Genomic DNA, 23288 nt, shown 5'->3' on the forward strand with positions numbered 1-23288 from the left:
GAGCCATTCTGATGTCCACTTCGACTACCACCGAAACAGCCGCCCGGTTCAGGGCGTTCGACCGCACCACTTCCGTCTGGGGCCCGATCACCCTCGCGCTGGGGCTGCTCATTTCCCTGGCGTCCGCCCTGTTCGCGGCCTTCGGCACAGGCGCGGGCGTGACACCGCTCGAACTGGTCACCGCCGTCGGGGCAGTCCTGGCCACCTTCGGCATCATCGCCGTGATCGAGCCGGTGTCCTACTTCCCCATACTGGGACGCTCGGCCATGTACCAGGCGTTCCTGATCGGCAACATCGCCAACAAACTGCTCCCGGCCGCCATTGTGGCCCAGGCCAACCTGGGTGAAAAGCCCGGCACCCGCCGGGCGGAACTCATCGCCGGAAGCGCCATTATCGGGGCGGTCCTGGTGCACATCACCACGCTCATCCTCTTTGTGGGCGTGCTGGGCACCTGGCTCGTGGGGATGCTTCCGGCCCCGCTCATCGCCACGGCCCGCAGCTACATCCTGCCCGCGATCTTCGGCGCCGTGGTGCTGCAGAGCGTGATGGCCATGAAGAGCCGCCGCACCACGATTGTGGCCGTCATTGTTGCCGCCGTCATCGTTTTTGTCGTGGTGCCGCTGGCTCCCGGGCTGACGTACTTTGCCACGGCCTTGGCCGTCATCATCACCATCGCGGCCTCCTGGTTTGCGCGGCCCAAGGCCCCGCAGCCTCCCGCAGCTACGGGCCCCGGCGCAAGCAGCCCGGCCGACCGGATTTCCGAACCCACCCACTGAAAGGCAAGCCAGCAATGACCTCCACCACCACAGGCGTACGCCTGACCCCCGCCGTCGAAGTTCCCGAATCCTTCCTGGAGGACTACGTCGGCGTGTACAAGCACCTGCATGCCCACCCGGAACTCTCGGCGCAGGAATTCAAGACCGCGGAGTATATCGAACAGCACCTTGCCGGCCTGAGCATCGAATCCTTCCGCTGCGGCGGCACCGGGGTGGTGGGGATCCTGAAGAACGGCGACGGTCCGGTCATCGGATTCCGGGCCGATACCGACGGCCTGCCCATTGCCGAGCAGACCGGCCTGGACTACGCCAGCGAGGACAGCGGCACGCTGCCGGACGGCTCCATCGCTCCGGTGATGCACGGCTGCGGCCACGATACCCACATCGCATCCGCCCTGGCGCTGGCCGCCCTCCTCGCGGACCGCAGCGCCCTCTGGTCCGGAACGCTTGTTCTGATCTTCCAGCCGGGCGAAGAGACCGCCTATGGTGCCAGGGCAATGATCGACGACGGACTCTGGGACCGTGCTCCCAAACCCGAGGTGGTGCTGGCCCAGCACGTGTTGCCGGTCAGCCGGGGCAAGCTGTTGATCCGGGGCGGCCACATGGCCAGCCTGGCCGATTCGTGGAAGATCACCGTCCACGGCAAGCAGGCCCACGGCTCCCAGCCCGAAAAGTCCGTCGACCCGATTGTCGCCGCCGCCGCCATGGTGCTTCGCCTGCAGACCATCGTCTCCCGCGAACTGGCACCCTCGACGCCGGCCGTGGTCACCGTGGGAACCTTCCACGCGGGACTGAAAGAGAACATCATTCCGGAGACCGCCGAGTTCTCCGTCAACGTCCGGACGCCCGATGAGGACACCCGTGCCACGGTTCTTGCCGCCATCCGGCGGATCATCTCCGCCGAGGCTGCAGCCTCGGCGGCGCCGGAACCCACCATCGTGGAACTGAACAACTTCCCCCGTTGCTACAACGACCCAGCCTCCGCGGACCGCGTGATTGAGGCGTTCACCGCGGACTTCGGGGCGGAAGCACTGATCGATGCGCCGCTCGGCATGGGCTCAGAGGACGCCGGATGGCTCAGCGACGCCATCGGTGTGCCCGGGGTCTTCTGGGCCTTTGGGGCCTTCGACCCGGAACTCTTCGAGGACGGGGCGGCACCTGCCGGAAACCACTCACCACACTTCGCCCCGGACGCGCGGGCCGCCGTGGCGGGGGGAACGGCTGCCGCGCTCTCCGGAGTGCTAGCCTATCTGGGCCGGAACTGAGCTACCCGCGGAACGGTACCGGGGCGGCCAGCCCGCTTCTCCGGTACCGTTCAGCGGACGCCGCCTGCCGGCGTCGTACCTCCCTGCCGCACTGAAAGGAGCCGGAACATGGAACAGCTTGATGCCCTGGACCGGCAGATCGTAGCCGCGCTGGTGCGTAATGGCCGCGCCCCCTGGCGCCTGATCGCCGATGTCCTGGGGCAGCAGGAACGCACCGTGGCCCGCCGCGGCAATAAGCTGCTCGAGTCCGGGGTGGTGCGCACCAACTCGTTCATCAACCCCTCCTCCGTCAGTGCGCGCTCTGCCTTCCTGCTCCGCGTGACGGCAGCCCCCCGGGACCTCCGCGGAGTGTGCACATGGCTTGCCTCGCTTGAAGAGTCCTCATGGGTCAGTGCGTTGTCCGGCACGAACGAGGCTGTGGCCGAGCTGTTCCTGTCCCCGGACGAACTGGGCGACCTCCTCTACAACCGCCTGGCCGCCGTGGACGGCGTCCTATCCTTCGCCATGACACCGCTCCTGGAATACTTCCGGACGCCCAGCGGCTGGAAGCCGGACGTCCTGGACCAAGAGCAGTACGCAGCGCTCCATCGCGACGAGGACGGCCAGCTGGCAGGGATCCGCAGCGGGCTCCCCGGGGCGCCCCTTGATGAAACCAACCTGGCGCTGGCGGAGCTCCTCCACCGCAACGGCAGATCCACCGTGGACGAGCTGGCATCGGAGCTGTCCATCTCCAAGGCGACAGTCAGCCGGCGGCTCGAAGCGATGACCAGCTCCGGTGCGCTGTTCATCAGGGCGGTGGTGGATCCCGCCGTGCTGGGGCTTCCGGTTGAATCCCTCATCACCGTGACCCGCACCGGAACAGCGGGACCGGGAAACTACCTGGCCGGCCTGGCCGCCACACGCTGGGCTGCCGCCTCCGGCGAGGACGTCCTGGCGCAAGTGGCGGTGGAAAGCCTGGAGGAGCTGCGGCTGCTGCTGGAGGGCCTCCGCGGGGTGGGCGGGGTGACGTCCGTACGGTCCTCCATCTACGCCGAAATCTTCAAGCGCAGCACCGTGAGGTACCGCGACGGCGTTCCGGAACAGCCGGTGCGGGAAGAACACCCCGTGTGAAGTAACTCTGTTGCATGTTGTTCTGGCAGCGGCTAGTGTGTGAGCCGTGTCACCGACAAGTGATACACGCTTTTGATCTGCGGCGGGAGAGTCCTGCCGGTACGTTCAGCAGGCGCCGTAGGAGCAAATCCTCCCCAGGAATCTCTCAGGCCCACGTACCGCCGCGGCGAGGCAACTCTGGAAAGTAGTCCGGTTACCGGGCTCACCGACGGTGCAAGCGGTTCCTGTAAATAGCAGGGTCCGCGGAAACTCTCAGGTCAGATACAGAGCGGGGAGAAACCCGAATCATCGTGGCGCCCTGCGCCACCTGAATTATGGAGTTCCCCGTGACCCTTACGCCATCCCTCCCGTCCAAGGCCGCTGCCCTGCCGCGCCCGGGCAACTGAGGAATCCCGGCTATGGCTGTTGGTGTCTTTGATCTTTTTTCCATTGGGATTGGGCCTTCGAGTTCGCACACGGTGGGTCCGATGCGGGCTGCCGCGGTGTTCGCTGAGGAGCTTCGGGCCTCCGGTGCCCTGGAGGAGGTGGCGGGGTTGCGGGTGGATTTGTATGGCTCCCTTGCTGCGACGGGTCACGGTCACGGGACGATGACGGCGATCCTGCTGGGGTTGGAGGGGTACCACCCGGAGAAGATCCTCCCCGCGGAGGTGGAGGAGCGGCTCGCGGCGATCGCGGAGACCGGGACCCTGGAGCTGGCCGGTGCGGTTTCGCTGCCGTACGGGGTGAAGGACATGGTGCTGCGGCCGTTGACGATCCTGCCGCGGCATACGAACGGGATGACGTTCACCGTCACGGATGCCGGCGGGGGAGTCCTGCACCAGGCGACGTTCTTCTCCGTGGGGGGCGGCTTCATTGTCCGCGAGGGCGAGGAAGAGGCGGCGCTGAAGGAGCTGGACGAGTCGAAGAAGGAGCTGCCGCTGCCGTTCCGGACCGCGGCGGAGCTGCTGGGCCGGTGCCAGTCCAAGGGCCTGTCCATCGGGGAGATCATGTTCGTCAACGAACGGGCCTCCCGCTCGGAGCAGGAGATCCGCGAGGGCCTGCTGCACATCTATTCGGTGATGGAGGAGTGCGTCGCGGTGTCCCTGAAGCGGGAGGGGTTGCTGCCGGGCGGGCTGAAGGTCCGCCGTCGGGCGCCGGACTGGCACGAACGCCTGTTGAAGGAGAACCGCGGCCAGGACCCCGCCTACCGGGATCCGAAGTATTGGCAGGAGTGGGTGAACCTGATCGCGCTGGCGGTGAACGAGGAGAACGCCTCGGGCGGGCGGGTGGTGACGGCGCCGACGAACGGGGCGGCCGGGATCATCCCGGCGGTGTTGTATTACGCGCTGCATTTCGCGCCGGGGATGGATGTGGCCACGCAGCAGGACCGGGATGATGTGGTGGTGAAGTTCCTGCTGACCGCCGCGGCTATCGGGGTGCTCTACAAGGAGCAGGCCTCCATTTCGGGGGCTGAGGTGGGCTGCCAGGGTGAGGTGGGGTCGGCGTCGTCGATGGCGGCCGCGGGCCTGGCCGAAGTCATGGGCGGGACTCCGGCGCAGGTGGAGAATGCCGCGGAGATCGCGATGGAGCACAACCTGGGGCTGACGTGTGATCCGATCGGCGGGCTGGTGCAGATCCCGTGCATTGAGCGGAACGCGATCGCGGCGGCGAAGGCCATCAACGCCGCGAAGATGGCGTTGTGGGGTGACGGCACGCACCGGGTGTCCCTGGACGAGGTGATCGTGACCATGCGAGAAACCGGCAGGGACATGTCCTCCAAGTACAAGGAAACCGCGATGGGCGGCCTCGCCGTCAACGTCGTCGAATGCTAAAGGAAAAAAGAGAACTATGACACTGGCACCAGAAGGCCGGAAGATGCTGCGTATTGAGCAGCGCAATGCGGCTACACCGGTGGAGCGTAAACCGGAGTGGATCAAGGCCAAGGTCCAGATGGGCCCGGAGTTCGTCCAGCTCAAGAACCTGGTGAAGAAGGAAGGCCTGCACACCGTCTGTGAGGAGGCCGGCTGCCCGAACATCTTCGAGTGCTGGGAAGACAAGGAAGCCACGTTCCTGATCGGCGGGTCCGAGTGCACCCGGCGTTGTGACTTCTGCCAGATCGATACCGGCAAGCCCTCCCCGGTGGACATGTTCGAACCCACCAAGGTGGCCCGGAGTGTGCAGGCCATGCAGCTGCGCTATGCCACCGTCACCGGCGTGGCCCGGGACGACCTCGCCGACGAGGGTGTCTGGCTCTACGCCGAAACGGTCCGGAAGATCCACGAGCTGAACCCGGGCACCGGCGTCGAGCTGCTGATCCCGGACTTCTCCGGCAAGCCCGAGCACATCGCGGCGATCTGCGACTCCAAGCCGGAGGTCTTCGCGCACAACGTCGAGACCGTGCCGCGGATCTTCAAGCGCATCCGTCCGGCGTTCCGCTACGACCGGTCCCTGGATGTCATCACGCAGGGCCGGAACCTGGGCATGGTGACCAAGTCCAACCTGATCCTGGGCATGGGCGAGACCCGCGAGGAAATCTCCGAGGCCCTGCGGGACCTGCACGAGGCAGGCTGTGACCTGATCACCATCACCCAGTACCTGCGCCCGAGTGAACGGCACCTGCCGGTGGACCGCTGGGTCAAGCCGCAGGAGTTCGTGGACCTGCAGCAGGAAGCGGACGAGATCGGCTTCCTCGGCGTCATGTCCGGGCCGCTGGTCCGCTCCTCCTACCGGGCCGGCCGGCTCTGGGCCACCGCGATGCGCAAGAAGGGCTGGGAAATCCCGGCCGAACTCGCGCACATCGAGTCCTCCGGCAGCACCCGGCAGGAAGCCAGCAGCCTCATCGCCGCACACGGTTGAGAAGCACGTGATTGAGAACCGCTTGACAGCCAGAGAGGACCAATGATGTTCCCCACCCGGATCGAAATCATCCCTTCAGAGGGAATCGTTGAACAGGTCCGGGCTCACGTGCCCGTGACCACAACGCTCACCGTGACGTGCCTGCCCCACCATGGCATTGAGCGGACCATGCGTGCCGCCGTGGAGCTGAGCGTGCTCGGTTACTCTGTCATTCCGCATCTCGCGGCGCGGAGCGTGCCCGGCCGCTCCGAACTTACCGGAATCCTGCGTGACTGCGATGTTGCCGGCATCAATGAAGTGTTTGTGATCGGCGGAGACCGGAAACAGCCGGCAGGCCCGTACGAGTCCGCCCTTCCGCTGCTGGAAGACATCGCCCAGTACACCGGCGGCAGGATGCGGGCGGGAGTCTCCGGCTACCCGGAAGGTCACCCCTCGGTGGGCCCGGTGAACCTGCTGGATGCCCTGCTGGCCAAGCAGCACCTGGCATCGAACGTTGTCACGCAAATGTGCTTCTCCGCGACGAAGATCCTCGACTTCGCGACCCTCCTGCGCCGCGAAGGGGTGCAGCTGCCCGTCTGGGCCGGCGTGGCCGGGACCGTCCCGCGGACCAGGCTGGTCTCGCTGGCGACGCAGATCGGCGTCGGAAGTTCCCTGAAGTTCCTTAGCCGCAAAGGGCCGCTGGCGCGCAAGCTCCTGAGCGGTGACCGCTACTCGCCGGAGAGCCTGGTGGCCGGGCTGGAAAGCGAGCCGGGGAACATTGCCGGGATCCATCTGTACAGCTTCAACAACCTCGATGCGGTCCCCAATGGAGCGGGCCATGGCCCGGACGTCCAACTCACTATCACGCACGACGGCGGCGGGTCACCTCGCCGAGGTGGCCCGCCGCCCGTGACGTCGGACTCGTCGGCAGCTTCGGGGGAATAACAGCAGCCTTGATGCGACTTGTTATTACTGGGGCGCCGACCACCGGTTGCCTCGTGAGAGGACCTCTTTTGCCTACTGCCTTTATCCCGTTCACCGTTCGTGCCACCGTCCGTGAGGACCACAAGCGCTCTTTCCGCACGGACATCGAGCGGCTCACCTCCAGCCACCGCGGCTGGGCGCCGCTGGATGTAGTCAAGTCCACCGACACGCAGGCGCTCTTGCGCGGAGCGGTGCCGAATAGCGTTCACACCGCCACGGATGCGAGCCTGGCGCGTTACCTCCAGGACCGTCTGGTGGCCGACAGCGACATTCACCTGGATCTTGCCGTCAGCATCGAGCGGTGACAGTGCCCGAGCCCCGGACCTTAGGTCCGGGGCTTTTTTGCGGCTGGAAACAGCCGGCCGGCCGGGCCGCCGGGATTGCGCCGCCGTCGGGAGGGGAAGCAACGGGAAGATGGTGTAAGTTGCTCCCGGCTAAACAAAACACCGGAAATGAGAACCGCCAAGTCCATGCTCCGCCTCAAACGCCTTGCCGTCTTCTGCCTTGTCGCGACCTGCGTCATTACCGGGCTCCTGTTATGGGTGCTCCGCCCGCACGGCACGGCAGGGCCCTGGGCTCCGTCGGCGCCACCGCGAGCAGGCGCGAAAGTCGCGACGCTGTCCGCGTTCAGCTCCCGAGCCGTAGACATCACCGACAGCACGATTGACGCGGAATGGCTCACCCGGACCGCGGTGCAGACCGGCATTCCTGCCCGGGCGCTCCAGGCCTACGCCGCTGCTGCGGAGCTCGCCAACGCCGCCACGCCCGGGTGCCGGATCGGGTGGAATACCGTGGCCGCCATCGGCTTCGTTGAATCCGCGCACGGGAGCCACGGAGGTGGCACCTTGTCGGACACCGGGCAGGTGAGCAGACCGATTATCGGCCCCAGCCTCGACGGCGGCAGTTTCGCCGCCATCCCGGACACGGACGACGGCGTGCTCGACGGCGACGCCCGCTGGGACCGCGCCGTCGGACCCATGCAGTTCATTCCCTCCACCTGGGAACAGGCAGGGCGGGACGCAAACGGCGACGGCGTCGCCGACCCGCTCAACATCGACGATGCCGCACTCAGCGCCGCCACGTACCTGTGCAAGGCTGACCGTGACCTCACCACCGCCGGAGGGTGGACCGGCGCGGTGCTCTCCTACAACCAGTCCGATTCCTATGTTCGGCAGGTGCGCGACCGGGCCACCGCCTACGCGGAGCAGTCGGGGTCTGCCGGATAGGTCCGGAATAGTGGCAGGAAGATATCGGTTGAGGCCTGCATGAAGGCAATTACTTACAGCGAATACGGAAGTCCGGACGTCCTTGGGTTGACGGAGGAGCCCCTGCCGAAGGTCGGGCCGGGGATGGTCCTGGTCAAGGTCAAGGCGGCGGCGGTGAATCCGGTCGATTGGAAGATCATGGCCGGCTACCTCGACGCAGCCATGGACCTGCAGTTCCCGGCGATCCCCGGGTGGGATGTGGCCGGCGTCGTAGAGTCGGTCGGCATCGATGCGCCGCATTTCCAGCCCGGCGATGAAGTCATTTCCTATGGCCGCAAAGACTATGTCCACGGCGGCAGTTTCGCCGAGTACATCGCGTTGCCGGAACGGCTCCTGGCCCGCAAGCCCGCATCCCTGACGTGGAACGAGGCGGCAGGCCTTCCGCTGGCGGGACTGACGGCATACCAGGTCCTTAACCGCCTGGGCCTCAAGGCGGGGGAGACCGTGTTGATCCATGGCGGCGCCGGCGGCGTCGGGTCCCTGGGTATCCAGATTGCCGCGTCGCGCGGCGCCAAGGTGATTGCGACCGCGTCCGAAAAGAATCACGACTTCATCCGGTCGCTCGGTGCCGAGCCCGTCACCTACGGCGAAGGACTCGCAGACCGGGTGCGCGCCTTGCGCCCTGACGGCGTCGAGGTCGTCGCAGACTTCGTGGGCGGCAATCTCGAATCCACGCTGGCTGTCCTGGCTGATGGAGGCAGGCATGCCTCCATCGCGGACAGCGAGGTGGAGCAGCATGGCGGTACCTGGATGTGGGTAAACCCCGTAGGCGCCGAGCTGCAGGAACTGGCCGATCTGGTCGATGAGCGCAACCTCCGGGTTGAGGTGGCGCAAACCTTCCCGCTGGCGCAGTCGGCAGATGCCTTCCGCCTCAACATGGAGGGGCACACCCGCGGCAAGATTGTGGTTACAGTCGACGACGCCGCGTGATGCGAAGGGGCGGCCGTTTTCCGGCGGCCCCTCCTTCGTTGGGCAGTAGGCTGGGGACCGGCGGGTGAATGACCGGGAGGTTGGAATGTCCGAGACGACAGTTGCCGGGTTGAAAGCCGAACTGGCTCAGCTCGAAGACCCAAGGGTGCGCTCGGTCAACGAGAAGCACGGCGATGATCACGGCGTGAACCTCTCCAGGCTGCGCGCCATCGCTAAGCGGCTGAAGACCCAGCAGACCCTGGCCCGCGAACTGTGGGCGACCGGGGACACTGCGGCCCGGCTGCTCGGGTTGTTGATCTGCCGGCCCAAGGAGTTCGACCGCGAGGAACTGGACGTCATGCTGCGCCAGTCGCGGGCGCCCAAGGTACAGGACTGGCTGGTGAATTACGTGGTCAAGCGGAGCCCGCACGCCGAGGAACTGCGCGTTGCCTGGACTGCGGATTCAGACCCGGTGGTGGCCGGCGCCGGCTGGGCGCTGACCAGCGAGCGGGTCGCGAAGAACCCTGAGGGGCTCGACCTGCCGGGCCTCCTCGACACCATCGAGGCGCAGATGAAGGAAGCACCCGACCGACTGCAGTGGGCGATGAACACCTGCCTGGCGCAGATCGGGATCCACCATGCCGGGTATCGTGCCCGGGCGATCGACATCGGTGAACGGCTCGAGGTGCTCAAGGACTACCCGACGCCGCCGAATTGCACCTCACCGTTCGCACCGGTCTGGATCAACGAGATCGTGCGCCGGCAGAGCGCGGGCTGACCCTCGGAATCCGGCGGGACAGAAGCCGGGAGCCGCGTGGACGGGACGATGAGTACCCGCCCACGCGGGGTGCTCAGGGGAAGTTCGCCACGTAGCTGGGTACTCCGACGGCATCCGTCGATACCGGTGCGCCGGTGTCGTTGACGACGTGGTCCAGGGTGCCGGCGCCGAGGTTGACGGTCAGGAGGCCGTGGAGCTTTACTCCGGGCGTGACCGGGACTTCAAAGCCCCGGGTGGCGTGGATGGTGGGGTCGACGTTGTTGTAGACGTAGCTTCCACCGCCCCAGAGCTCGTGGGTCTTGACCGAATCGGCGATCTTGTAACCGGCCCAGCCCAGGACCCCGTCATGCTGCCAGGCGGCCTGATTCGGGGCGTCGTAGGGCAGCTCGTTCTGGAAGAAGATGGTCTTGCCGTTCTCGCCGTTCCAGATGACGTTGTACTCCTGGTAGTGCTCCACGAACAGGCCGGTGGCCGTGACGTTGTCACCGTTGATGATGACGCCGTTCTCACCGGTGTTGGTGGTCCATCCAACGCCCTTTCCGTGGTCCGCGCGCCAGGCCCAGATGTGGTCCAGGAGCACGTTGTCGCTGTTGACCTCCAGGCTGAGCGAGGCCTTCCCGACGTGCGGTCCGCCGATGCGGAAGAAGACGTCGTGGAGCGTGGTGGGGTTGGCCGGGTCGCTGTGGTTCAGTGAGTTGGAGGGTCCGCCGGCGTCGGAGTCCCGGGCCTTGCCGATCCGCATCAGGGTCGGAGAGCTCACTTCGCCGGCATCGATGGTGACGGCGGCAATGTCGACGCCGGGAACGTCCGCGACGGTCAGCGGCACGGCGCCGTTGACGGCGGTGAGGGTGGCCATGCCGAGTCCAAGGACCACGGTGTTGGCACGCTTGACTTCGATGCTCTGGTCGACGTCATAGAGGCCCGGGGTCAGCAGCAGGTTCTTGCCGCGCGCCAGCTGGGAGTTGATGGTCTTGACCGAGTCGGCGGGGCTGGCGACGTAGAAGTCGGACAACGGGATGCTGTGGCCGGCCGTGGGGCCGTTCTCCCAGGTGGTTCCTGCGGAGTCCGTGCGGACCGCCGGAACGAAAACGCTGTACTGGCCGTCGGCGTCGAGGGTGAGGTAGGGCTTCTCACGGCTGATCGGGGTGCCGGCCAAGGTGGTGTACGGCGGATTGGGGAAGGACTGCGCCGGGGCTCCGTCCACACCGGAGAAGACCTGGTTCCAGACTCCGTTGGACCAGTCGCCGATGCTGCTGTCACGTACGAAGTACTGCTGCTGTGAGCCGTTGATGACGGCGCCGGTCTTCGAATCTGAGATGAAGCCGCCGCTGGCGTACTGCGGCCCGGCAGTGCAGTAGTCCATCAGGGACAGGTTGCCGCCGGTGATGTTGACCCGGCGCATCGGGGAAGCCTGCGAGGCGGCCCAGAAGTTGGCCGAACTCCGGCAGCCCTCGAGGCCCGTGACGTTGATGGTGAGGTTGGACAAGGACCGCCAGAAGTTGTTCAGGGCGATGCAGTTATCCGCTGTCAGGCATCGGTTGTACACGTCAACATGCCCGTTGATGGTGACATCCGTGGGAGAGGCGCCCAGGCCTGCGACCTCGGTGGAGTAGCCAACCTGGACGATCAGCGGCTCCTCGGCGCTGCCGTAGGTGCCGGGCTTGAACAGCAGGGAGTACCGGTTGGTACCCATTTCGTCGTCGACCTGGGTGGCCGCAATGGCGTCCACCTCGGCCTGGATCTCGGCCACGGGCATGCTGGGGTCGAAGATCCGGACGTTGGGACCGAGCTCAGGCGCCGTCTTCGCTTTCGCGGGCTGCGGCTGTCCCGGGGCCAGCTTCGCCGGTGCGGCGGCCTCGGCTGCCGTTGCGGGACCGGCACTGGTGGCCAGCGCGCCCAGCAGAACGGCGACGCTGCCGGCGAAGAGTCGGCTGTGGAGACGCAACGGCCTCCGGAGGCGGGGCTGCGGCGCCCCTGGCCGGAGGCGGAAGTGGGCTAGCGGCATTGTTGGTCCTGCTCTCTGTTGGGGCGGATTTCCCTTCGGCTGAACACGGGGCTGCCGGGGAACTGGAGCCCTGCTCCCGGTGACCTCGGAGGTGTGGGAGCGCTCCCGCCGGGAAGCGTAACACCGCATCCGGCGCCGGGCAAGGGTTCGAAATGGGCAGCGATGCCGTTGTTGACAACTCGGCGTGATGTAGGACACCATGCTTGTGAGAGCGCTCCCATGATCGATCTGGGAGCGCTCTCATGTACCGATCCGGGGCGGCCGGCCCCTTGTTCTTCCGGTCCCCACACCCTGACAAAGGAGTCCCCGCGTGAAATTCCCCCGCAAACTTGCCGCCCTGTCGGCATCGGCCGCCTGCCTCACCCTCGCCCTGAGTGGCTGCGGGGCGGATGCCCCCAAGAACGCCGGGCCCACCGGCGAAACAGGCAAGGAGCCGGTCACCCTCAGCCTCGCGACGTTCAACGAGTTCGGCTACGAGAACCTGCTCAAGGAATACGAGACCCTCAACCCCAACGTGACGATCCAGCACAAGAAGGCCGCCACCACGAACGAAGCGCGCGACAACCTGACCACGCGCCTGGCAGCGGGATCGGGCCTCTCGGACATCGAGGCCATCGAGGTCGACTGGCTGTCCGAACTCAAGGAGTACCCGGACCAGTTCGTGGATCTGAAGGATCCTGCCGTGGAAGGCCGCTGGCTGGACTGGAAGACCGAGGCAGCCACCACCCAGGACGGGCACCTCATCGGATACGGCACGGACTCCGGTCCCGAGGCTGTCTGCTACAACGGGGCACTCCTTGAAGCCGCCGGGATGCCGTCGGACCGCGAGTCTGTCGCCAAAATGCTGGGCACCACCTGGGACAGCTACTTCGACGCAGGCAAGAAGTTCGTTGCCGCAGGAACTGGCCCGGCATGGTTTGATTCCGCCGGTGCCATCTACCAGGGCATGAGCAACCAGATGTCGAAGGCCTACGAGAACGAGGCCGGCACGGTCATCGCCGCCGACAACCCGGAGGTCAAGGAGGTCTACACCAAGGTCCTGAACGCCTCGACGCAGGACAACCTCTCGGCGCACCTGGGCCAGTGGAGCAACGACTGGGTGGCCGGTTTCCAGTCCCAGAAGTTCGCCACGACCCTTTGCCCCGGCTGGATGCTCGGCGTCATTGAAGGCAACGCCGCCGGCGTCGAGGGCTGGGACGTCGCCAACGTCTTCCCGGGTGGCGGCGGCAACTGGGGCGGTTCCTACCTGACCGTCCCGTCGCAGGGCAAGAACCAGGCTGAGGCCAAGAAGCTCGCAGCCTGGCTGACCGCCCCGGAGCAGCAGATCAAGGCGTTCACCGCCAAGGGCACGTTCCCGAGCCAGGTTGAGGCGCTGACCAGTGAGGAACTGCTGGGCCAGACCAACGCGTTCTTCAATGACGCCCCCACCGGCAAGATCTTCGCAGAGCGTGCCAAGGCCGTGGGCGACTCCCCGTTCAAGGGGCCGAAGTTCTTCGCCATCAACGACGCCATGCAGCAGGCTCTTACCCGTGTTGACGTGGACAAGTCGGACGACGCCGAGTCCTCCTGGGCGAAGTTCCTCACGGCTGTGAAGTCGCTCTAAGCCATGTCAGTAACGGACCGGGTCAGGCCCCAAGGCCAATCAACTGACGAGGAAAAACCCGGCAACAGGGACGTCCGGCGGCTCGCGTTTTCGCAGCAGGTGTCGAAGTGGGACGTCAAGCTGTCGCCCTACCTCTACATCTCGCCGTTCTTCCTGCTGTTTGCACTCACGGGACTGTTTCCGCTGCTCTACACAGGCTGGGTGTCACTGCACAACTGGAACCTGATCGGCGGCCAGGGCAAGTTCATCGGTTTAGAGAACTTCGGTTTTGTCCTCGGGCAGCCGTACTTCTGGAACGCGGTGGGCAACACGCTGAGCATCTTCCTGCTCTCCTCCGTGCCGCAAGTGGTGCTGGCGCTGCTGATCGCAGCGGTGCTGGACGCCAACCTGCGGGCCAAGACGTTCTGGCGGATGGGGGTGCTGGTGCCCTTCGTTGTGGCTCCTGTGGCGGTTGGACTGATCTTCAACAACCTGTTTGCCGACCAGTTCGGACTCGTCAATGAATTCCTTGGCCTCCTGGGCCTCGACCCGGTCCGCTGGCATTCCGACCAGCTTGCCAGCCACTTTGCCATCGCCACGATGGTGAACTTCCGCTGGATCGGCTACAACGCACTGATCTTCCTCGCGGCCATGCAGGCCATCCCGCGCGACGTCTTCGAGGCGGCCACCATCGACGGCGCCGGCCGCGTCCGCCAGTTCCTGTCGGTGACGGTTCCGATGCTCCGGCCCACCGTGATTTTCGTGGCCATCACGTCCACCATCGGCGGGCTGCAGATCTTCGATGAGCCGCGGGTGTTTGACCAGTCCGGCCTCGGCGGCGCCGACCGGCAGTGGCAGACACTGACCATGTACATCTGGGAGCTTGGCTGGGGCCAGCGCAACTTTGGCAGGGCATCCGCGGTGGCGTGGCTGCTGTTCCTGATGATTGTGCTGATCGCCCTCGTGAATTTCCTTCTCACCCGGCGCATCGCCAACCAGGGAGGCCGCAAATGAGCTCCATCCCCATGATCCGACAGACCGCCGGGAAAGGGGCCGCAAAGGCAGCCGCTAAGCGCCCCAACCCGCGGGCGGGGAGGCCCCGCAACCGCGGCGGCGCCGGGGACATCCGGCGTGCCGGACCCCTGATCTACGGTGCCCTGGGCGCTGTCCTGCTGGCCTCCCTGTTCCCGCTGTACTGGTCCTTCCTAGTGGGCAGCCACGACAGCACTGCGCTGAGCCGGGGCATCCCGCTCCTTCCGGGCGGGAACTTCCTGGCCAACGCCGCGAAGGTCTTTGACAGCATTCCTTTCTGGAAGGCCATGGGCAACAGCATCCTGGTCTCCACCGTCACGTCCGCCTCCGTGGTGATCTTCTCGACCCTCGCCGGATTCGCGTTCGCCAAACTCCGCTTCCGCGGGAGCAAGGGGCTGCTGGTCTTCGTGATCGCCACCATGGCGGTACCCACGCAGCTCGGCGTGGTCCCGCTGTTCATTGTCATGTCCAAGCTGGGCTGGACCGGTTCGCTCTGGGCCGTCATAATTCCCGGCATTGTCACGGCCTTCGGAGTGTTCTGGATGACCCAATATCTCCGGGACGCCCTTCCGGACGAGCTCATCGAAGCGGTGCGGATGGACGGAGCTTCCATGATCCAGGCCTTCTGGCACATTGGATTCCCGGCCGCCCGGCCGGCCGCCGCCATGCTGGCACTGTTTACCTTTGTGGCCACCTGGACGAACTTCTTCTGGCCGTTCATCGTCCTGGATCCCTCAAACCCCACTCTTCCGGTGGCACTGCAGCTGCTTCAGGCCGCCCATTTCGTGGACTACTCCGTAGTCCTGGCCGGCGCCGTACTGGCGACGGTCCCGCTGCTGCTCCTGTTCATCGCGGCAGGGCGGCAACTCGTATCAGGCATCATGCAAGGAGCAGTAAAGGGATGAGTAACACCCCACTTTCCTTCCCACAGGACTTCCTGTGGGGCGCGGCAACAGCCGCTTATCAGATCGAAGGCGCCGCACACGTTGACGGCCGGCAGGACTCGATCTGGGATACCTTCGCGCGGCTGCCCGGCGCGGTGGCCGACGGACATAACGGTGACGAGGCATGCGATCACTACCGGCGCTACGCGGAGGACGTCTCCCTCATGAAGCACCTGAATATGAAGGCATACCGCTTTTCCACGTCATGGGCGCGCTGCATGCCGGATGGCGTGACGCCGAACTCCGAAGGTATCCGCTTCTACTCCCGGCTGGTGGACGAGCTGTTGGCCGCCGGAATCACGCCGTGGCTGACCTTGTACCACTGGGACCTGCCGCAGTCGCTGGAGGACAACGGCGGCTGGACCAACCGTGACACCGCCTACCGCTTCGCGGAGTACGCCGCCACCATGCATGCGGCGCTGGGGGACCGGGTCAGAATCTGGACCACCCTCAACGAACCGTGGTGCTCGGCGTTCCTGGGATATGCGGCCGGAATTCACGCGCCCGGAAGGCAGGACCCCCGGGCGGGACTGGCCGCAGCCCACCATCTGCTGCTCGGCCACGGACTGGCGGCTCGCGAACTGCGCCGCCTTGACCCGGATGCCACCCTGGGCATCACCTTGAACCTGACCGTCGCCGACCCCCGGGACCCTGCCAGCGAAAGTGATCGGGACGCCGCCAGGCGGATCGACGGCCAGTTCAACAGGATCTTCCTGGACCCGATACTGAAGGGGGAATACCCTTCCGATCTCTTGGCGGATGTAGCGGACCTGGGTCTGGCCGAACGCATCCAGGACGGCGACCTGGCGATCATCTCCACGCCGCTCGATCTGCTTGGCGTCAACTATTATCACGGGGAATCCGTCACCAAGGACCCGGCGGAGCACCCGGACCCGGCAGGTGCGGAGGTGGCTGCGGTGCGCCCCGTCTCCTCTCCGTTTGTCGCCGCTGACGGTGCGCGCTCTGTGCCCCGCGGGCTGCCGGTTACCGGCATGGGCTGGGAGGTCCAGCCCGAGGGACTGCGCCGGCTGCTCAACCGTCTGCAGCTCGAATACACCGGTCCCGCGGGCATCCCGGTTTTCATTACGGAAAACGGGGCAGCCTATGATGACGTTCCGAATGAAGCCGGTTTCGTGGACGACCAGGACCGGATCGGGTTCTTCGCTGCCCACCTCCGCGCGGTGCACGATGCGATGGGAGACGGAGTCGACGTCCGCGGTTACCTCGCTTGGTCCTTTCTGGACAACTTCGAATGGTCCTTCGGTTATCACCAGCGCTTCGGCCTGGTCCGGGTGGACTACCGAACCCAGGAGCGCATCCCGAAGGCCAGCGCTCTCTGGTATTCCTCGGTGGCGGCGGAGAATGCAGTTCCGGCCGCCGACACCCTCGCATCCGCTTCAGCGTCAGGTGTCGTATTGTCGGTGTAATGAAGGAACAGACGCTCCGGCCCGGCCGCCCTCAGGCAGGGCGGCCGAGCCCCACGCTTGAAGATCTTGCGACGGCGGCAGGGGTGTCCCGCTCCACGGCGTCCAGGGCGATCAACGGCGGCCTCAAAGTGAGCCCGGAAGCCCAGGCCGCCGTTGACGCCGCGATCGTCGCGTTGGGATACACGCCGAATCGTGCGGCGCGCAGTCTGGTGACCAAACGCACCGCATCGATTGCGCTGGTCATTCCGGAGCCGGATGCCCGGGTCATGATGGATCCCTTCTTCGCCGCCGTCATCACCGGCGTCAACGAGGCCCTCCGGGGGACGGACATGCAACTGGTTCTGCTGATGTCCCGTGCGGGCGACGACTCTGCCAGGACCATGCGCTATCTTCGCGGCGGCCACGTGGACGGTGCGATCGTGGTGTCCCACCACCGCGCCGACGACTGGGCGGAGACGCTCGCCAAAACGGGCCTCCCCACTGTCCTGATCGGCAGGCCGTGGGACACAGGGCTGGGCGTCCCGTTCGTGGACCTGGACAACTTCGAGGGCGGCCGTTTGGCGGCACGGCACCTTGCCTCCATAGGACGCACCAACCTCGGAACCGTAGCCGGGCCGGCCGACATGACCGCCGCCGCGGATCGGCTGGAAGGATGGAAGCAGGGACTTCGTGAGGCCGGCCTTCGTCCCGGACCCGTCAGCCACGGGGATTTCACGACGGCGGGCGGCGCCGACGCCGCCCGGAACCTGCTAGCCGAGGTGCCGGAGCTGGACGGGGTGTTTGCCGCATCGGACCTTATGGCGCTGGGGGTCATCGAGACCCTACGAAGCCGGGGCCGGACGGTACCCCGGGATGTCGCCGTCGTAGGTTTTGACAACCACGGGCTCACGGCCGGCAACGGCCTGGACCTGACCACAGTCACGCAGCCGATGGTGGATATGGCTGTCACGGCAGGCCAGCTCCTGATCCGCCGAATTGAAGATCCGGAGACGCCAATGGAACCGGTCATCTATCCGGCGGAACTGGTGGTGCGAGCCAGCACCGGAGGCCTGCCCGCCCAAGCGTAGGGGGCAGTTCCTGAAGGCCACGGGCCTTAAGTGAGGCTTTCTCCGGTGAGGCGGGCGAGGAGGTTGAGGAGCTCAGCCTGGAACCGTTGGTCGTAGACGGAGGGGTGTGCCTTTTCCCGGTGCTGATGGTGCCAGTAGCCGCCGCTGGTGAGCGCCTCCGGGTCGTCGCTGGCGGCAAGCCATTCCTGGGTGAGGTGACCGAGCCGCAGGTCGTCCGGAGCGCCGGCGCCGCCCATCCTGGTGGGGACCCAGCCGGGGTCCACAGAGTTGGTCAGAACGTCCGGCCACAGACGGGCAATGGCTGCGGCCAGGGTGGTGAGGTAGAGCTTGCTGTCGGAATAGGAGACGTTGTGTGGCTGCGCGCCCTGACCGATGGCGGCAAGGGAGGCCCGGCCCCCGCGGTGCATGCCGCTGCTGAGGTAGATCAGCCGGCGAGGGCGATGGATGAGTGCGGTCAAGAGGTACGGGGCAACGACATTGACCTGGAAGATGTGCGGGCGGTGGAGCACGCCAGCGTTATGAATCACGGCGTCCACCGGCCCGCTTCGGTTCACTTGGCGGGCGAGGTCGCGTGTTTGCTCGATGTCCGACAAGTCGCCGACTACGCCTGTGGCGCCGAGGTCAAGGAGATCCTGTATCGCGGCCAGCCGGTGGACGCTCCGTGCGTGCACGATGACCTCGTGGCCCTTGTCGTGGAGGGACTGTGCGGCAGCCCGTCCAAGTCCGTCGGTTGAGCCGGTGATGATGATGCGTGCCATCGTCCCTCCTGCGTCCGATAGTGGTCTCCAACGATAATCCCAACGGGTCAAGGCACAATGGAAGGTATGACCCTTACGACGTTCGCCCTTGTCCGACATGGCCAGACTGACTGGAATGCGCAGCGCAGGCTGCAGGGATCCACGGACATTCCGCTGAACGATGTCGGCCGCGGACAGGCGCGCGACGCCGCCGCGGCCCTGTCCGGCCACGAGTGGGACGCGATCGTATCCTCGCCGCTGAGCCGTGCTGCTGAAACTGCCAACCTGATTGCCGACGGGCTGGGCCTCAGCGTGGCCCGGCACGTGCCGGAGCTCACCGAGCGCAGCTTTGGACCGGCGGAGGGCCTGCAGGCCGGCCCCGAACTTGAAGCCCTGCGCATCCCGGGCGGTTTCCGCGGTGCGGAAAGCGAAGACGAGGCAGCCAGCCGCGGATTGACCGCGCTGGAAGCCCTGGCCGAAGAGTTCCGCGGCCGCCGCGTCCTGGTGGTGGCCCACGGCACGCTCATCCGCGTGAGCCTCAGCCGCGCCATCGGCCGTACGCTGCAGAGCGTCGACAACGCCGTGCTCAACCTCGCCCACCACCACGCCGTTGACGGCTGGCAGCTGGAATACTTCAACGGCGAACGGTTCGCAGCTGCCGTCGAGGCCTGAGCCGGGCCTAGGGGTGGAAGTACTTTTCCGCCGGTGTGAAGCCCGCCCGGTCCACTTTCCGGTGGTAATGAACTCCAACCATGCCGCCCAGAACGGAGCCCAGCAGAGCTAGGGCGGCGACGGCGATGGCCGCGATAATGCTGCTTGTACTCACCGGGGCTTCAGCTACGGGGAGCCGAAGAAACTCATTGAGCATGTTCCAGACATTGAATTGCCCGCCGCCGATAATGCCACCCACCATGGCCACGAGGGCCACTGCCGCGGCCACGATAACAGCCCACAGCCACACCATGAGGCCTTGGCCGACGCCGTTGAACCGCGCCATCCGTCCGGCAACGTAGCCGCCCGAGAAATACGCGAAGAAGGGGACCACCAGAAGCAGGGCCACGCCGGCGACGCCACCGGGCCATGGGAGTATTAGGCCGGATCCTGCGGCCACGCCCACGCCGGACAGAAGCCCCGCCCTCCCGGCGGCCACAACGAAGACAGCGAGCAAAACCGTCATCGCGGTCGCCGTCAGCCAGCCAAAGAAGGCCGCACCCACCTTGATGCCGCCAAACTGTTCCTCTTGCCTGGCAACGACAGTTTCCCGGCTGGTAGCCGACGGAACTGCCGGGAGGGGAACTTCTTCCGGGGCGCTGCCGTCGTCGCGGTCCAGGCCGCCATCAGAATCCCTTGCGCCACCCATCACGCGTCCCAGCTTTCGATAACCTAACGGTGGGTATGGCCCAAGGTAATCCAACTTAGGGGCGGTCCACGAGAGGCTTTGGGCCCGCCCTTTGACTCAATCGGCATGGGCGGGATCGCCGGTGAACCGGCGGTCTCAGGCAGCCTCGCGGGCCTGGCGCTTCCCATCCGGAAGGGACCGCGGCGGAGAACTTACCGTGGCCCTGGTCCTGGCCGGGAGGCGGCTGCCTTGGGCCACCTTGCTGTCGCCGTGGAGGCGGACTCCGTGACCTATCACGGCGCCCGCTCCGATCTTGGAGTGGCTGCCGATGTGGGCCCGGTGGCCGATCACCGCTCCCTGCCCGACGTACACAGCATCGCCGATCACCACTTTGTGGCCGACACGCGCACGCCGGTCGATCCAGCTGCCGCCGCCCACCCGGCATCCGGCCCCCACCTGGGCGCCGGCCTCCACATAGGCGGTTGAACTGATGAAGGACGACTCATCCACGTCGGCCCCACGGCCGATCAGGCCGCCGCCGTTGGGGTGCCGGTGGTAGCTGATGACCTTCCCGGCGTCGTCCTCGACTGTTTCGATTTTCCTGCTCATTACCTTCCCGTCAGTCCGGTGTAACCCATAACAGCGGACACTCTTTTTAACACCCGGTGAGCATCAAGCATTCCTTTCACAAACACGGCATTCCGCCCGATTTACGGAACATGTGGACCGGTTCGGTGGTTAATCAGGGAAAGGGCGCAGGCTTCCCACAAGGAGGTGTGTGGTGACAACGAATGACAAGGACCTGTCAGGGCGCCAGCCCCAAGGTGGTGTGCGCGGCGCGGGGTATCCGGCCATTGTGGACGGGCACCCGTGGCGCCGGTACGTGGCGCTGGGGGACTCGTTCACCGAAGGAGTGGGCGACCCCGACCCCCGGCGTCCCGGGGGAGTGCGCGGCTGGGCCGACCGTGTGGCAGAGGAACTGTCTGCCGGCCGAGCGGACTTCGCGTACGCGAATCTGGCCGTGCGCGGCCTCCTGCTGGACCAGATCCTGGCCCGGCAGACCGGTCCGGCGCTGGTCCTGCAGCCGGATCTGATCACGCTCTCCGCCGGAGGCAACGACATGGTCTTCCACGGCAGCGATCCGGACAAACTCGCTGACAGGCTCGACGACGGCGTGGCACTCCTGGGTTCTTCCGGTGCCACTTTGGTGCTCTTCACCGGGCCGGACTGGGGATCTACGCCCGTGCTGGGCCGTAACCGGAGCAAAGTCGCAGTCTTCAACGAAAACATCCGTGTGATCGCCTCCCGGCATAACGCTGTCATCGCCGATCTCTGGGGACTGCGGGAGCTCCGGGACCCGCGGATGTGGGACCCGGACAGGCTGCACTTGTCCCCGCTGGGTCACCATGCCGTGGCGATGAGGGTGCTCGATGCGCTTGGGGTGGGGCACCCGCTGCAGCCTCTGCCAGCGGGAGACCTGACACAGGGCGACTGGCGCCGGGCCAGGGCCGAGGACCTCGTCTGGGCCCGCAGGTATCTGCTGCCGTGGGCGTGGCGACGGGTCCGCAGGCCCGCCGGCGTCACGGAACCGACCGCGAAGCGGCCCTCTGCCGCCCCGGTCAACAGTTCCGGGCAACCCGCCGTCGTCATGGAGGGCCAGGCGTGAGCAGACGACGGCGCACCCGTAGCTCAGCTGGGAGAGCAGGGGACTTTTAATCCTCGGGTCGTGGGTTCGAGCCCCACCGGGTGCACAGTGGAGTGTCGCCCCGTCAGCGTCGGTGCCCTGCCATAAACTCACCCAGTGGCAGATTTAAGCACCGAAGGCAGTGCAAACATGGCGGTGATCCCGGTGCTGGAGGGTCAGACCTGCATTGGCGAACTGCTTCCGGACGTCAAGGAAATGGTGGGAATGAGCTTGCCAGAAGGGGCGCTGCCCGACTCCAGCGGATCAGCAGACGGCCAGCTGACGCTCTTCTGACACGCCTCCCGGTGCCACGGCAGGCCGTCGCGCCGGGTATGCTCCGCTCACGGCTGCAGCGGGAGGAACAGTACGGTGTAAATCCCCAGCAGGGCGAGGACGACGACGCTGGCGGCGACCGCCGCCGTCGAACCTATATGCGGTGGCATGGTTTCCTGCCTGATGCCCCGGACGGCCCGATGGAACCGGCGCTTTTGGGTGAGATTGATGGCCAGCGCGGTGACGACGGCGCCGCCGACCAGCGTCCCGACAAACCAGCCGTGGTGGGGCATCCACCGCAGGAAGACTGACGCAGCGATCACCATGGACAGGGTGGTGCGGCTCCAGGCCAGGTCAGTGCGTTCCGGCTGGAGGCCGGTATCGCCGTGCCAGGAGGCACCGCTGCGGTCGGCCATGCTCAGGCCGGCCGGACGATAACGAAAACCACCATGATGGCTGCCACGAGGGCCCCGCCGATTGCCAGTACCGGGGCCATAAGGGGGAGCGGCATGGGTGCTTTTCGCCGCATGGCCCGTTCCACGTTCACCCACCGGAAGAACGAGCCGCCGCCGATCAGCAGCGCCAGGACCAGCAGCAGGACTGAAATGGTCTTGCGCAGTTCGGGGCCCAGGAGCTCGGCCATAAAGGCTTCGACCGCAACGCCACCGGCCAGCAGGGCCAGCGACGTCCGGATCCACGCCAGGAACGTCCGCTCATTCGCCAGGGTAAACCGCGGATCGGGCTCGGTGCCGCCGCGGAGGATCCGGGACGTCAGCCGGCCCCTCGGATCCGGCTCTCCGGTGTTCGAATCTTCTGACAACGTGAATCCCTCCGCGCACGGCAGGTCGCAGCATGCTCCCTCTACTGCGTACCACGTTACCGGCCGCGGGTCAGGCAGCCCCCGACCAGTGCGGGACGGCGGGGGGCCGGCGGACCGCGGCGTGCTTGCGGAAGCCGTCAACCGGCAACCGCCGGGGGTCGCAGGCCGCGGGGACGGGGGCAGGCGTCGCAGCAGCCGGTGCCTGGGCGGGCGCCGGGACCGAACTGCCGGCAGGGCAGAGGTCGCTGATCAGCCCCATTCCCGCGCACTCGCGGACCGCTTCGATGGCCGCCACCGCCGACTGCTTGTCGCGGTAGGCGCCTGACACGGCAAGCTCGGCTCCTTCCGGCGTCGTCAGCCGGAAGCGGTACTGCAACTCTGCATCGACGAAAACTTCAAACTTCCCGGCCATAACTAATCCTTCCGGTCTGCGGAACCGGCCCGCCGGCAGCTTCGCCGCGAAAACGGGCCGAACGC

Annotated in this window: 25 protein-coding genes, 1 tRNA gene and 1 riboswitch; of the genes, 19 read left to right on the plus strand and 7 right to left on the minus strand. The window is 66.3% G+C overall.

The features are described 5' to 3' along the window. The first annotated feature begins 11 nt into the window (after positions 1-11). From ACFVWT_RS10020 to ACFVWT_RS10065, 10 genes are all read left to right on the plus strand, one after another. Positions 12-776: a hypothetical protein gene (locus ACFVWT_RS10020; RefSeq protein WP_390247588.1), complete on the plus strand. Its 765-nt coding sequence runs from the start codon at positions 12-14 to the stop codon at positions 774-776. Between the two features lie 14 nt (positions 777-790). Continuing rightward, positions 791-2041, plus strand: a complete 1251-nt coding sequence (locus tag ACFVWT_RS10025) for an amidohydrolase (protein WP_390247590.1) — start codon at positions 791-793, stop codon at positions 2039-2041. 108 nt (positions 2042-2149) lie between these two features. Next, positions 2150-3151 carry an Lrp/AsnC family transcriptional regulator gene (locus ACFVWT_RS10030; RefSeq protein WP_390247592.1) on the plus strand — a complete coding sequence of 334 codons (1002 nt, stop codon included), beginning with the start codon at positions 2150-2152 and terminating at the stop codon, positions 3149-3151. A gap of 73 nt (positions 3152-3224) precedes the next feature. Continuing rightward, positions 3225-3322, plus strand: a riboswitch (glycine riboswitch). A 227-nt stretch (positions 3323-3549) separates the two neighbouring features. Next, entirely contained in the window at positions 3550-4962 is a 1413-nt protein-coding gene (locus ACFVWT_RS10035) for an L-serine ammonia-lyase (protein ID WP_390247594.1), read from the plus strand. A 16-nt stretch (positions 4963-4978) separates the two neighbouring features. Then, positions 4979-5986, plus strand: coding sequence for a lipoyl synthase (gene lipA / locus ACFVWT_RS10040; RefSeq protein ID WP_390247596.1), 1008 nt, complete (start codon positions 4979-4981; stop codon positions 5984-5986). A gap of 42 nt (positions 5987-6028) precedes the next feature. Further along, positions 6029-6910: a methylenetetrahydrofolate reductase gene (locus ACFVWT_RS10045; protein WP_390247598.1), complete on the plus strand. Its 882-nt coding sequence runs from the start codon at positions 6029-6031 to the stop codon at positions 6908-6910. Positions 6911-6978: 68 nt separating this feature from the next. Further along, positions 6979-7254 (plus strand): hypothetical protein, encoded by a 276-nt coding sequence (locus tag ACFVWT_RS10050; RefSeq protein WP_390247600.1) that lies wholly within the window; start codon positions 6979-6981, stop codon positions 7252-7254. A gap of 147 nt (positions 7255-7401) precedes the next feature. Next, on the plus strand, positions 7402-8175 hold the full coding sequence (locus ACFVWT_RS10055; protein ID WP_390247602.1) for a lytic transglycosylase domain-containing protein: 774 nt from the start codon (positions 7402-7404) through the stop codon (positions 8173-8175). Between the two features lie 39 nt (positions 8176-8214). Further along, complete coding sequence (locus ACFVWT_RS10060) at positions 8215-9144, plus strand: NADP-dependent oxidoreductase (RefSeq protein WP_390247604.1); 930 nt, start codon at positions 8215-8217, stop codon at positions 9142-9144. Between the two features lie 85 nt (positions 9145-9229). After that, entirely contained in the window at positions 9230-9901 is a 672-nt protein-coding gene (locus ACFVWT_RS10065; protein WP_390247606.1) for a DNA alkylation repair protein, read from the plus strand. A 73-nt stretch (positions 9902-9974) separates the two neighbouring features. Here the strand turns inward: ACFVWT_RS10065 and ACFVWT_RS10070 are convergent, their stop codons facing one another. Beyond that, positions 9975-11906 (minus strand): adenylyl cyclase, encoded by a 1932-nt coding sequence (locus ACFVWT_RS10070; protein ID WP_390247608.1) that lies wholly within the window; start codon positions 11904-11906, stop codon positions 9975-9977. Between the two features lie 310 nt (positions 11907-12216). On the opposite strand from ACFVWT_RS10070, the gene ACFVWT_RS10075 reads away from it, so the two are divergent. From ACFVWT_RS10075 to ACFVWT_RS10095, 5 genes are read left to right on the plus strand one after another with little or no spacing between them, the layout of a single operon-like run. Then, the gene (locus tag ACFVWT_RS10075; RefSeq protein WP_390247610.1) at positions 12217-13509 is read left to right on the plus strand and encodes an ABC transporter substrate-binding protein; all 1293 of its coding nucleotides are present in this window, start codon (positions 12217-12219) and stop codon (positions 13507-13509) included. 3 nt (positions 13510-13512) lie between these two features. Continuing rightward, positions 13513-14502: a carbohydrate ABC transporter permease gene (locus ACFVWT_RS10080; protein WP_390247612.1), complete on the plus strand. Its 990-nt coding sequence runs from the start codon at positions 13513-13515 to the stop codon at positions 14500-14502. After that, on the plus strand, positions 14499-15425 hold the full coding sequence (locus tag ACFVWT_RS10085) for a carbohydrate ABC transporter permease (protein WP_390247614.1): 927 nt from the start codon (positions 14499-14501) through the stop codon (positions 15423-15425). Before ACFVWT_RS10080 ends, ACFVWT_RS10085 begins: the two co-directional genes overlap by 4 nt. Beyond that, on the plus strand, positions 15422-16891 hold the full coding sequence (locus ACFVWT_RS10090; protein WP_390247616.1) for a GH1 family beta-glucosidase: 1470 nt from the start codon (positions 15422-15424) through the stop codon (positions 16889-16891). The genes ACFVWT_RS10085 and ACFVWT_RS10090 overlap by 4 nt, the downstream gene beginning before the upstream one ends. Beyond that, complete coding sequence (locus ACFVWT_RS10095; RefSeq protein ID WP_390247618.1) at positions 16891-17958, plus strand: LacI family DNA-binding transcriptional regulator; 1068 nt, start codon at positions 16891-16893, stop codon at positions 17956-17958. The genes ACFVWT_RS10090 and ACFVWT_RS10095 overlap by 1 nt, the downstream gene beginning before the upstream one ends. Positions 17959-17984: 26 nt before the next feature. Here ACFVWT_RS10095 and ACFVWT_RS10100 read toward each other — a convergent pair whose 3' ends face one another. Then, complete coding sequence (locus ACFVWT_RS10100) at positions 17985-18716, minus strand: SDR family NAD(P)-dependent oxidoreductase (protein ID WP_390247620.1); 732 nt, start codon at positions 18714-18716, stop codon at positions 17985-17987. A gap of 66 nt (positions 18717-18782) precedes the next feature. Between ACFVWT_RS10100 and ACFVWT_RS10105 the strand changes: the two genes are divergently transcribed. Next, complete coding sequence (locus ACFVWT_RS10105) at positions 18783-19367, plus strand: histidine phosphatase family protein (protein ID WP_390247622.1); 585 nt, start codon at positions 18783-18785, stop codon at positions 19365-19367. A gap of 7 nt (positions 19368-19374) precedes the next feature. Here ACFVWT_RS10105 and ACFVWT_RS10110 read toward each other — a convergent pair whose 3' ends face one another. Together ACFVWT_RS10110 and ACFVWT_RS10115 are read right to left on the minus strand one after the other, a co-directional pair. Continuing rightward, the gene (locus ACFVWT_RS10110) at positions 19375-20055 is read right to left on the minus strand and encodes a hypothetical protein (protein ID WP_390247841.1); all 681 of its coding nucleotides are present in this window, start codon (positions 20053-20055) and stop codon (positions 19375-19377) included. A gap of 135 nt (positions 20056-20190) precedes the next feature. Further along, positions 20191-20643 (minus strand): transferase, encoded by a 453-nt coding sequence (locus tag ACFVWT_RS10115; RefSeq protein ID WP_390247624.1) that lies wholly within the window; start codon positions 20641-20643, stop codon positions 20191-20193. 172 nt (positions 20644-20815) lie between these two features. Between ACFVWT_RS10115 and ACFVWT_RS10120 the strand changes: the two genes are divergently transcribed. The 3 genes from ACFVWT_RS10120 to ACFVWT_RS10130 all read left to right on the plus strand — a co-directional run bounded on the left by ACFVWT_RS10120 (position 20816) and on the right by ACFVWT_RS10130 (position 22012). Further along, positions 20816-21700, plus strand: coding sequence for an SGNH/GDSL hydrolase family protein (locus tag ACFVWT_RS10120; RefSeq protein ID WP_390247626.1), 885 nt, complete (start codon positions 20816-20818; stop codon positions 21698-21700). A 12-nt stretch (positions 21701-21712) separates the two neighbouring features. Beyond that, a tRNA-Lys gene (locus ACFVWT_RS10125) sits at positions 21713-21785 on the plus strand. 50 nt (positions 21786-21835) lie between these two features. Continuing rightward, positions 21836-22012, plus strand: a complete 177-nt coding sequence (locus ACFVWT_RS10130; RefSeq protein ID WP_390247628.1) for a hypothetical protein — start codon at positions 21836-21838, stop codon at positions 22010-22012. Positions 22013-22059: 47 nt separating this feature from the next. On the opposite strand, the gene ACFVWT_RS10135 is transcribed toward ACFVWT_RS10130, so the two are convergent. The 3 genes from ACFVWT_RS10135 to ACFVWT_RS10145 all read right to left on the minus strand — a co-directional run bounded on the left by ACFVWT_RS10135 (position 22060) and on the right by ACFVWT_RS10145 (position 23223). After that, complete coding sequence (locus tag ACFVWT_RS10135; RefSeq protein ID WP_390247630.1) at positions 22060-22407, minus strand: DUF202 domain-containing protein; 348 nt, start codon at positions 22405-22407, stop codon at positions 22060-22062. A gap of 2 nt (positions 22408-22409) precedes the next feature. After that, complete coding sequence (locus ACFVWT_RS10140) at positions 22410-22811, minus strand: YidH family protein (RefSeq protein ID WP_390247632.1); 402 nt, start codon at positions 22809-22811, stop codon at positions 22410-22412. A gap of 70 nt (positions 22812-22881) precedes the next feature. After that, positions 22882-23223, minus strand: coding sequence for a YegP family protein (locus ACFVWT_RS10145; protein WP_390247634.1), 342 nt, complete (start codon positions 23221-23223; stop codon positions 22882-22884). Between the last annotated feature and the right edge of the window lie 65 nt (positions 23224-23288).

The sequence above is a fragment of the Arthrobacter sp. NPDC058288 genome (genome assembly GCF_042880995.1).
In the GTDB taxonomy this organism is placed as follows: Bacteria; Actinomycetota; Actinomycetes; order Actinomycetales; family Micrococcaceae; genus Arthrobacter.